Origin of the sequence: Flavobacterium sp. UBA4854 (assembly GCF_002399805.1) — a bacterium.
GTDB lineage: Bacteria > Bacteroidota > Bacteroidia > Flavobacteriales > Flavobacteriaceae > Flavobacterium > Flavobacterium ginsengisoli.
Genome location: NZ_DHEI01000126.1, coordinates 3,312 through 13,585, shown reverse-complemented (window position 1 = coordinate 13,585; position 10,274 = coordinate 3,312). Strand labels below are relative to the sequence as shown.

Below are 10,274 nucleotides of genomic sequence, written 5' to 3'. Positions count from 1 at the left end.
AAAATCTCTTTCGGATTCCCTAATATTATATAGGAGAGAAATAAAGGATAAACGCCAATATCAAATAATGCCCCACCTCCTAGTTCTTTATCAAAAAGTCTTTTGTTTTCTTTTTCACTTCCATGAAAGGCAAAATCGGCTTTTATATAATTTACTTTACCGATTGCTCCTTTATTGATTTTTTGCAAAACATCTTGAACTGATGGAATAAAACGAGTCCAAAAAGCTTCCATAAAAAACGTATTGTGCTTTTTGGAAGCTTCAATCATTCTTTCGGCATCTTTGTAAGATAGCGCCATTGGCTTTTCGCATAAAACATGTTTTCCTTTCTCTAACGCTTTTATGGATAATTCGGCATGCGAATTATGAGGAGTTGCGATATACACAATCTCAACTTCTGGATCTTCAAAAAGCAAATCATAAGAATTATACATTCTTAATGCATTGAATTTTCCGCCAAATTCTTCTGCTTTAGAAAAATCTCTAGAAGCAACTGCCGTCAGTTCAGCATTTTCAATCAATAATAAATCTGATGCAAACTGACTTGCAATATTTCCCAATCCTACTATTCCCCACTTAATACTTCTATTTTTCATCCTTAAATTATAATCATCAAAATTGTTAAAATGATTCAAAAAAATCCTTTACAACCAACTCTAGACGTTTTTTAAACAACAAATATCTATTATCCTACAAAAAATAGCAATCAATTACCCCAAAAATTATCAAAATTGAATGTAAGTGAAAAAAAAATGTTGTCAAATTGTAAATTTTAAGTTTGTTTTAAGAAATTCACGCAAAATGATAGGGGTTAAATTTTAAATTTAACAAAAATTAAACATGTAACCCTATTTTTTTAGGGGGTATTAAATGATTTTATACTTTTATAAAAAATTTAAAACTAAATAACTATGCGAAAAATTATTTTAAGTGTGATTCTTATCACGATTTTGGTACTAACCTTTATTTCAAATTTTATTATTGCAGACAACCCAATTCCTGCAGAAGCTGTAAAATTTGATACTGGAGATACTGCCTGGATGATCGTTGCAACTGCTTTTGTATTGTTAATGACACCTGGATTAGGATTTTTCTACGGAGGTATGGTAGGTAAGAAAAACGTAATTAGTACTATGCTTCAAAGTTTTATGGCAATGGTAATTGTTACTATTCTATGGACAGTTGTTGCTTTTGGATTGGCTTTTGGACCAACAATTGGTGGAATTATAGGAAACCCATCTCAGAATTTATTCTTTGCAGGAGTTGGAACTAACACAGCTTGGAGTCTTGCACCAACAATTCCATTTATATTATTCGCATTATTTCAGGCAAAATTCGCCATCATTACTCCTGCATTAATTACAGGTGCTTTTGCAGAACGTATTCGTTTCTGGGCTTATCTGCTATTCATGGTTTTATTCATTATTTTAATATATGCTCCTCTTGCTCATATGACATGGCACCCTGATGGAGTTTTCTTCAAAATGGGAGTTCTGGACTTCGCCGGAGGAACAGTAGTGCATATGAGCGCTGGATGGGCTGCTTTGGCTGGAGCTATGTTCTTAGGAAAAAGAAAAGTTCAAAAAGTTAATCCTGCTAGAATTACTTATGTATTATTAGGAACAGGTTTGCTTTGGTTCGGATGGTTTGGTTTTAACGCCGGATCTGCTTTAGGAGCAAATGGTCTTGCTGCTCAAGCTTTAGGAACAACAACTGTTGCAGCCGCTGCCGCTGCTATGGCTTGGGTTTTCCTTGATAAAATTTTAGGACATAAATTATCTGCTCTAGGAGCTTGTATCGGAGCTGTTGTTGGTCTTGTTGCTATTACACCTGCTGCTGGTTTCGTAAGTATTCCTCACGCAATCTTCATTGGTTTATTCTCTGCAATTGTAAGTAATATTGTAGTAAGCAAATTCCCTAAAGGAAAAATCGATGATGCTCTTGATGTATTTGCTTGTCATGGTGTTGGCGGTATGGTAGGTATGCTTTTAACTGGAGTTTTCGCTTCAAAAGCAGTTAATCCTGCAGTTGGAGATAATCAAGGTTTAATCTTCGGAACTCCAACATTGTTCATCAACCAATTAACTGCTTTAGTGATTGTTTCAATCTTTGCCTTTGTAGCCTCTTACGCTTTATTCTTCATTGTAAACAAAATTACTCCTCTAAGAGTTACTGAAGAAAAAGAAGAACTAGGATTAGACATCTCTCAACACGGAGAATTCTTATAAAAATAAATTCCCTTTCTCACATTACTTGATAAATAAAAAAGCACTCTAAATTTGACTTAGAGTGCTTTTTGCTTTTTGAATTAAAATCAAACCTTTTTATTTTTATATATTACTTTTTTTTTGATTAAAACGAAAGAGAGCCAATGAACGAGAAAAAATAAACGAGACATAATATGCACAAAAAGATAATTATTAACCAAGATCTAAAAATCTCAGCCTTTGTAATCGATTCATCATCTCCTTTTTCTCGACGTGTCTTTACATTATCTTTACTAGCTAAATACCATAAAAACGCAACTAACGCAAATGCTCCACTTATTAGTAAATCTAAAAAAATAGAAGACTTCATTATTTAAAATTAGCAATTCCTTCTTTTAGCCATTCTAAATATTCATCCGCGTTTACGTAACTAATTGTCGGTTTAGAAGTATTCATATTTTTTCCTTCCAAATCTGTAATAACATATAAAGGCTGTGTATTGGTTTTATATTTTGAGATCATAAAATCTGTCCATTTATCTCCAACTGTAATGATTTTATCTCCTGCGGCAGTTGTAAATTGCTCTTCTTTTGGCAATTCACGTTTATCATCAACATAAAGAGAAATTAAAACCACATCATTTTTTAGAATTGGCAAAATTGAAGGTTCAGACCAAACGTTATTTTCCATTTTTCTGCAGTTTACACAAGCATAGCCTGTAAAATCTAGCATGATTGGTTTGTTGATTTGCTTTGCATAAGCTAAACCATCTTCGTAATCGTGAAAAACCATAATTCCGTGCGGACCTAATTCTGCTCCTTCAGGCAAACCTTTTCCTGCTTCTGAAGAAACTGCTCCATTTCCAGATCCTCCAACTCCAAACGGACTTTCACTATATTGCGGAGGAGGCGGGAATGCACTAATTAATTTCAAAGGTGCTCCCCAAAGTCCAGGAATTAAATACATTGTAAATACTAAAGTTAGTAATCCTAAATACAATCGTCCAACAGAAATATGGTGTGTTGGGCTATCATGAGGCAATGTAATTTTTCCGAATAAATATAAGGTCAAAGCTCCAAAAATAGCAATCCAGATTGCGATGAAAACTTCTCTTTCTAAGAAATGCAATTGTAAAACCAAATCTGCATTTGATAAGAATTTAAATGCTAATGCTAATTCTAAAAACCCTAAAACAACTTTTACCGTATTTAACCATCCTCCAGATTTTGGCAAAGAATTTAACCAACCTGGGAACATGGCAAATAACATAAACGGAAGTGCTAATGCCAATGAGAAACCTAACATTCCAACAATTGGCGCAATTCCTCCGTTTGATGCTGCCTCAACTAATAAAGTTCCAACAATTGGTCCTGTACAAGAGAACGACACAATTGCCAAAGCCAGAGCCATAAATAATATTCCGATTAAACCGCCTTTATCAGCTTGTTGATCTGCTTTGTTTGCCCATGAATTAGGAAGCATGATTTCGAAAGCTCCCAAAAATGAAGTAGCAAAAATGATTAAGATAACGAAGAAAATCAAGTTAAACCAAACATCTGTAGACAAAGCGTTTAAGGCATCTGCACCAAATATTTTAGTTACAATAAGACCTAAAATTACATAAATAGCAATAATAGAAAATCCGTAGATAATCGCATTTCTAATTCCTTTTGCACGGCTTTTACTTTGTTTAGTAAAGAAACTCACTGTCATCGGGATCATCGGGAAAACGCAAGGAGTCAACAATGCTGCAAATCCTGATAAAAAAGCAATGAAAAAGATTGAAAACAAACTTCTTGCAGGCGCTGGCGCAGGAATTTCTTCTTCAGCCGCTTCTGCTGTCTTTTCAACTTTTGGCTGGACTGCTTCTTCTTTTTTAACAGTATCAACAGCCAATCCAACCACTTTGGTTTCATCAGCTTTAGCTTCAGTTACAACTGGCATTTCATCTATTTTAAAAGTCGAAGGCACTGCAATCGAGAACTTCTTGTTCGAATTGATGCATACTTCTTTACAAACCTGAAAATCAAAATCTACATCGACCGTTTTTAAGTTCGGGTTTATGATTTTTATTTCTTGCTCAATGTGTGCTTTCCCTTCAAAGAAAGTTTCATCTACACCAAAAACATCATTATAAGCTGTTCTGGTTTTACCTTCTTTAGCTTTTCCAACTAGCTCGTAATTTCCTTTTTGATTTTTAAAAGTTATTTCTAATGCCAAAGGTCCGCCGTCTGGAGTAAATTGCGAATACATATGCCAGTCTTTTTCGATTGTTCCATCAAAAATTAAAACTGCATTGTTTCCTTTTTTCTCAATTTTAGAAGTCCATTTTACGGGTTCTAATATTTGTGCATTACCTTTTGCAAAAGCAAAGAAAAACACGAACAGTAAAATGGTTTTAGTCCAAATATTTTTTGACAAATTTGTCTGAAGATTTCGAGTAAAGTTCATTATTGTAATTCTATTTTTAGTATTTGATTTGTGGTTTTCTCTATTTTAAAACGTTCGTCCTGTCTTATTCCGACAACCCAGACGATTTCATTTTCAGAACATAAAATCCAAGTTTTTTCTTTTTCAATTAATGATAATTTTTCGTCTTTAAAAAGCTTGCTAACTTTTTTAGATTTTCCTCTCATTCCAAAAGGCTGAAAAACATCTCCTTCTTTCCATTTACGTAAAATCAAAGGAAAGCGGATTTTATCGGAATCGACAAATATAACCTTATTTGAACCGAATGTTGTGTGACCAACGTTACAAAGACTCATTTTTAAGGGAAAATTAACTTCTGTCTCGTTTTCGCCAATTTCATATTCGCTTTCTTCTGGCATTTCAGAAAATGGACTTAAGATGAGTGTATCTCTATTTTTTAGCAATCTAAATTCCTCCGAAAGAACTTGTTTTCCTGATTGTCCTTCAACTAAATCATAAATATCATTCCATGCAGAAAAACCAAATTCATTGAGCCATTGATACAGATACGATTTATAATTCGGAAGTTTTTTTAGCTGATTTAAATCGAAATGAATATCATCACCTGCTTCTTTTGCAACCTGCTGATAAATCATAATCGATGCATCTTCAACCATTTCTTTTGACTCTTGAAGAAATGACTGTGTCTTCTGAAAAGCATCTAAGAAATTAGGATTAATTTCTTTTAAAATCGGAACCAAATTATGACGGATTTTATTTCGCAAATATTTAGTAGAAGCATTACTACTGTCTTCCCGCCATTCTATCTTATTCTCTTCTGCATATTTCAAAATTTCTTCTCTAGAAAAAGGCAGAAGCGGACGAATAATTTTATCGTTTTGTTCTGGAATTCCAGTTAAACCTTCTAATCCTGTTCCGCGAGTTAAATTGATAATAAAAGTTTCTAAATTATCATCGGCATGATGTGCTGTGAGAATATAATCGAAGTTTTCTTCTTCCAAAAGTTCATAAAACCAACTGTAGCGAAGTTCTCTTGCAGCAACTTGAGTCGATAATTTATAATCTTTCGCAAAAGCTTCAGTATCAAAATGAGTGGTAAAAATCGAGATATTATTCTGATCGCAATAGTTTTGAATAAATTCCTGATCTCCAAAACTTTCCAATCCGCGAAGTTGAAAATTGCAATGCAAAACAGCAATTTCAAAAGGCATTTTACTTAATAAATGTAATAAAACCATACTGTCTAACCCACCACTAACAGCCAAAAAAAGCTTTTTTTGTGCTAAAAAGGGAAATCTCGAAACGATATGATTTTGAAATTTTGAAAACATCTGATAAAAGTAAAAAATTAAATTCGATCTATTTTTAAACGAAATGTTAAGCGAATATATTTTTGCCACGAATTCCACGAATTCCACAAATTTTTTTTTTGCTAAATTCTATAAAATAGCCACAGATTAAAAGGATTAAAATGATTAAAAAATCTGTGCGAATCTTTTTAATCTGTGGCAAAAAAAAATAATTCGTGCAAATTTGTGCAATTGGTGGCGAATAAAAATTACTGCAAAACTTCGTGCATTGCTTTTGCCTTTAGCAAACATTCTTCGTATTCTTTTTCTGGAACTGAAAGCGATGTTATGGCGCTTCCAACCGAAAATGAAACATATTTATTTTCTTGATTGTATAAAATACTTCTGATTACGACATTAAAATCAAAATCGCCAACGGGTGTAAAATAGCCAACTGCGCCACTGTATAATCCCCTTTTGGTTTCTTCTAGATTCTCCACAATTTCCATTACAGAAATCTTTGGCGCACCTGTCATACTTCCCATCGGAAAGGTTGTTTTTAAGACATCTACGGGAGAATATTGCGAATCTAGTCTTGAAGTAATTGTAGAAATCATTTGGTGCACTTGCAGAAAAGAATAGATTCCGCAGAGTTCTTCAACCACAACCGAACCTTTTTGTGCTGTATGAGACAAATCGTTTCGAACCAAATCAGTTATCATGATATTTTCTGCTCGTTCTTTGGCATCTGAAACTAAAATATTTTTCGACTTTTCATCTTCAATTGGATCAGAAAAACGTTTAGAAGTTCCTTTTATTGGCTGAGAAATGATTTTATCTCCTTCTTTTTTTAAATAGCGTTCTGGCGATGCAGAAAGCAGATAGTTTTTATAGTTTTTAAAGAAAACCGAAAAAGGCGGTTGCGAAATCTCATTAAGCTTCTGAAATTTTTCTAACGGATTAATAACTGCATTTTCAGCAAAAAATTCCATACAGAAATTCGCTTCATATATATCTCCAATATGTATATGTTCCAGCATTTTATTCACTTTCTGAACATATAATTCTTTAGAAATACGTTGTTGAATATTTAGCTTTTCTTTACTTTCAACTTTCGACTTTCGACTTTCGACTATTTCATTAAAATCCTCTTCAAGTTCGTCATCACAAAACATTAAATACTGTATTTCCAGTTCATTTCCTCTCAGAATAAAAATCTTTTTAGGCTGAAAGAAAAACAAATCAGGAAAATGCAAACCATCAAAATTGTTCGATTGAAGTTTTTCGACATCATTCTTTAAATCATAAGAAAGGTATCCAAAAAGCCAGTCTTTTGTATTTTGCTGATATTGTTTTAAATCTTCAAAAGCATTGTAATAATCTGTTTGTAAAGAAGTAAATGCATCTACTGCCAATATGCAGTCAAAATTGGAATACTGCTGCGGATAAGAATTGCTGTCTAAAAAAACGACTTCGCGAAATTGCTGCGCCCAACTTAAAAGCTGCTCTTTAAACAGTTTTGGATTGGCAATATTTTTATGAATGGAAACTCTCAAAAATGGTAATTTTAAAGGTCAAAATTACGACAAAATTCTGTCATTAGCGGAAAGCAAAAAAAATAATCTAACGATTTGAATTACATTACAAAACTGTTAAAAAGACATTTATTTTATAAGAAAAAATTCGTTATATTTGATATACAATTAGATTAATCCTAAAACAGCCCTAATTTGATTGTAAAATCCTTAAAAAAGAATCTCAAAAAAAAATAATCTGCGATTCTATTTTGAGCTTTTAGACTGCATCTTTTCCAATGACTTAATTATATTTTTTAACCCTAAAAAAATCCTAAGTATTATGAAAATTGCCACAATTATTGTCCGTGTTTTAATTGGCCTTTTGTTGCTTTTTGCCTCTATCAGTTATTTTTTCCATCTAATGCCTGAGCCAGAAACTACAGGAGATTTTAAAGCCTTTAATGTTGGTTTAATGGCTTCTACGTATTTAATGCCACTAGCAAAATCTATCGAATTACTTTGCGGAATTGCATTTGTAACTGGGCGTTATGTAACTTTAGCAAACATTTTGATCTTACCAATTACGGTAAATATTTTGTTTATCAATTATTTCCTAACACCTAACGGTCTGCCAATTGCAGCGCTACTATTTCTAGGAAATTTGTTTTTGATTTACAGATACTGGGATAATTACAAAAGTGTTTTTACTGCGTAAATCATTTTTAAATAAAAACAAAAAAGCCTGTCAGATTTTATCCGACAGGCTTTTTTTTGTTTTAATTCATCTTATCGTGTTTCACCCAAACTAAATCGGTTACTTTGTATCCAATTTCCTGAGCTTTGATAAGAAAATCTGCTTTGATACTTTCAGGAATTGTTTTTTCTCTAGAAAGTATCCACATGTATTTTAAACTTTCTCCAGCCACAAGCGCGTATTTATAATCTTTATCGATTGCTACGACATTGTAACCAGAATAAAAAGGACCAAAAAATGAGACTTTCAGCATACCAATATTGTCCTTTTTGACAAATTTAGCTTTCCCGACACTTTGTTCCCATTTGTCTTTTTTGACATCATAGCCCTTATTATCTACTTTTATTGTATTATCCTCGTTTAAAGAATATTCGGCAGTTACATTGTTCAAATCTCTTTCCCATTTGTAATCTAATCTGGCAATTTCATACCATTTTCCGAGATATTTTTTGCTGTCAAAGTTTGTTACAGCTTTAGCATTTTTTGGAATTCCGCCTCCACAAGAGTACAATGCGATTCCTATTCCTGCTCCAATTAGAATTGGAGCGATATATTTACTTTTCATAGCACTATCTTTTTAATAATCATAAAGATAGTTCCATAAATACACATCTAATTTACAAAATTTTTGTTCAAGTTTACATTTTTAAGAAGCAAAAAAAGCAACAAAATTCGAAATTTTTAAAAAGATCCCGTTACATGAGCTACAAAGCATTAAATTTGAGCGATAATCAATAACACAAAAATGAGAATCCATTTATTACTATTTTTTATTTTTTTTTCTTTTACCTGCCAATCTCAAACTATACAAACAGTAGATTCTTTAAATAACGAAATTTGCAAGTCATTAATTCAAAATAAAATTTTAAACGATGAGATAAGACTTAATAGCATTAACAAATCGCATGTAATGCCTTTTTTGGCAAAATTTAAAGATACAATAGCGCAACGTGAAGCCTTTGAAAAAATGATCTATCGCCTGCAAAAAAACTGTAATGAATTTAATGCTATTTTCCCTAAAGACTCTACACAAAATGGATGGGGAATGCAAAATGAAAAACCTTTGGATCACATTTCAAAAGAACAATGCAATAGTTTTGACGAATGTAAAAAATTCTATTATTGGGAGGAAAGAGAAAAAAAAGTAGAAGTTACTATAGATGGAAATTTTTGGATAGAAAAATTTAGCGACAACACGTTTTCTAAACTTTTTTATAAAAAAAGGAGCAATTGCGAATTTGAACTTGAATTTATTGAAAGCAACAATTTGTCACGAAAAAACCTAAGTGTAAAGGGCGATAAATATCGATATAAAATTTATGATGAAGCAAAAAACGTTTACAGTGTTTACTCCAAAAACAAAGAAACTTATTATACTTTCAAATTAATTAAAGAATAAAAAAAACCGTCAGAGTAAATTCTGACGGTTTTTCTTTATTGTTTAACGTAAAAATTATACGTGTAAAGCTCTATTTTCTGTAGCTGCCAATGCTGCTTCTTTTACCGCTTCCGCGAAAGTTGGGTGTGCGTGGCTCATTCTTGAAATATCTTCAGCAGAAGCTTTAAATTCCATTGCAGTAACCGCTTCAGCAATTAAATCTGCTGTACGAGCACCAATCATATGAACTCCTAAAACCTCATCTGTTTTTTCGTCAGCCAAGATTTTTACAAATCCATCTAAGTCAGCACTTGCTCTTGCACGTCCTAAAGCTTTGAATGGGAAACTTCCAGATTTATATTTCACTCCAGCAGCTTTCAATTGCTCCTCAGTTTGTCCAACTGCAGCAACTTCTGGCCAAGTGTAAACTACACCTGGAATTAAGTTGTAATCGATGTGTGGTTTTTGACCCGCTAAGATTTCTGCAACCATTACTCCTTCTTCCTCTGCTTTGTGTGCTAACATTGCTCCACGAACAACGTCACCAATTGCGTAGATATTTGGAGTACTAGTTTGCAAATGATCGTTTACCTCAACTTGTCCTCTTTCTGAAATTTTTACTCCAGCTTTGTCGGCATTTAATCCGTCTGTGTATGGACGACGACCAACAGAAACTAATGAATAATCTCCTTCAAGAGT

At 32.8% G+C, this 10,274-nt stretch carries 9 protein-coding genes; 3 read left to right on the top strand and 6 right to left on the bottom strand.

Annotated features, from left to right (window positions below):
* Positions 1-596, bottom strand: a 596-nt coding sequence (locus B3J44_RS18460) for a Gfo/Idh/MocA family protein (protein ID WP_286970274.1), incomplete at its 3' end; no start/stop codon positions are given.
* A 315-nt stretch (positions 597-911) separates the two neighbouring features.
* Here B3J44_RS18460 and B3J44_RS18455 point away from each other — a divergent pair.
* Positions 912-2,228, top strand: a complete 1,317-nt coding sequence (locus B3J44_RS18455) for an ammonium transporter (protein ID WP_198856788.1) — start codon at positions 912-914, stop codon at positions 2,226-2,228.
* A gap of 348 nt (positions 2,229-2,576) precedes the next feature.
* On the opposite strand, the gene B3J44_RS18450 is transcribed toward B3J44_RS18455, so the two are convergent.
* The 3 genes from B3J44_RS18450 to B3J44_RS18440 all read right to left on the bottom strand — a co-directional run bounded on the left by B3J44_RS18450 (position 2,577) and on the right by B3J44_RS18440 (position 7,482).
* Positions 2,577-4,658, bottom strand: coding sequence for a protein-disulfide reductase DsbD family protein (locus tag B3J44_RS18450; protein ID WP_286970271.1), 2,082 nt, complete (start codon positions 4,656-4,658; stop codon positions 2,577-2,579).
* Entirely contained in the window at positions 4,658-5,968 is a 1,311-nt protein-coding gene (gene tilS / locus B3J44_RS18445) for a tRNA lysidine(34) synthetase TilS (RefSeq protein ID WP_286970269.1), read from the bottom strand. Before tilS ends, B3J44_RS18450 begins: the two co-directional genes overlap by 1 nt.
* A 227-nt stretch (positions 5,969-6,195) precedes the next feature.
* Positions 6,196-7,482, bottom strand: a complete 1,287-nt coding sequence (locus B3J44_RS18440; RefSeq protein ID WP_286970267.1) for an anthranilate synthase component I family protein — start codon at positions 7,480-7,482, stop codon at positions 6,196-6,198.
* Positions 7,483-7,783: 301 nt separating this feature from the next.
* On the opposite strand from B3J44_RS18440, the gene B3J44_RS18435 reads away from it, so the two are divergent.
* Positions 7,784-8,158: a DoxX family membrane protein gene (locus tag B3J44_RS18435; protein WP_198856784.1), complete on the top strand. Its 375-nt coding sequence runs from the start codon at positions 7,784-7,786 to the stop codon at positions 8,156-8,158.
* A 61-nt stretch (positions 8,159-8,219) separates the two neighbouring features.
* Here B3J44_RS18435 and B3J44_RS18430 read toward each other — a convergent pair whose 3' ends face one another.
* Positions 8,220-8,762, bottom strand: a complete 543-nt coding sequence (locus B3J44_RS18430) for a lipocalin family protein (protein WP_286970266.1) — start codon at positions 8,760-8,762, stop codon at positions 8,220-8,222.
* Between the two features lie 180 nt (positions 8,763-8,942).
* On the opposite strand from B3J44_RS18430, the gene B3J44_RS18425 reads away from it, so the two are divergent.
* The gene (locus B3J44_RS18425) at positions 8,943-9,596 is read left to right on the top strand and encodes a hypothetical protein (RefSeq protein ID WP_286970264.1); all 654 of its coding nucleotides are present in this window, start codon (positions 8,943-8,945) and stop codon (positions 9,594-9,596) included.
* A 54-nt stretch (positions 9,597-9,650) separates the two neighbouring features.
* Here the strand turns inward: B3J44_RS18425 and B3J44_RS18420 are convergent.
* The coding region (locus tag B3J44_RS18420; RefSeq protein ID WP_286970263.1) for an FAD-dependent oxidoreductase at positions 9,651-10,274 on the bottom strand (624 nt) is incomplete at its 5' end.

Bases quoted from the DNA above. Each gene is read 5' to 3' on its own strand.
- B3J44_RS18455 (WP_198856788.1), top strand. From the start codon at position 912: ATGCGAAAAATTATTTTAAGTGTGATTCTTATCACGATTTTGGTACTA.
- B3J44_RS18450 (WP_286970271.1), bottom strand. From the start codon at position 4,658: ATGAACTTTACTCGAAATCTTCAGACAAATTTGTCAAAAAATATTTGG.
- tilS (WP_286970269.1), bottom strand. From the start codon at position 5,968: ATGTTTTCAAAATTTCAAAATCATATCGTTTCGAGATTTCCCTTTTTA.
- B3J44_RS18435 (WP_198856784.1), top strand. From the start codon at position 7,784: ATGAAAATTGCCACAATTATTGTCCGTGTTTTAATTGGCCTTTTGTTG.
- B3J44_RS18430 (WP_286970266.1), bottom strand. From the start codon at position 8,762: ATGAAAAGTAAATATATCGCTCCAATTCTAATTGGAGCAGGAATAGGA.
- B3J44_RS18425 (WP_286970264.1), top strand. From the start codon at position 8,943: ATGAGAATCCATTTATTACTATTTTTTATTTTTTTTTCTTTTACCTGC.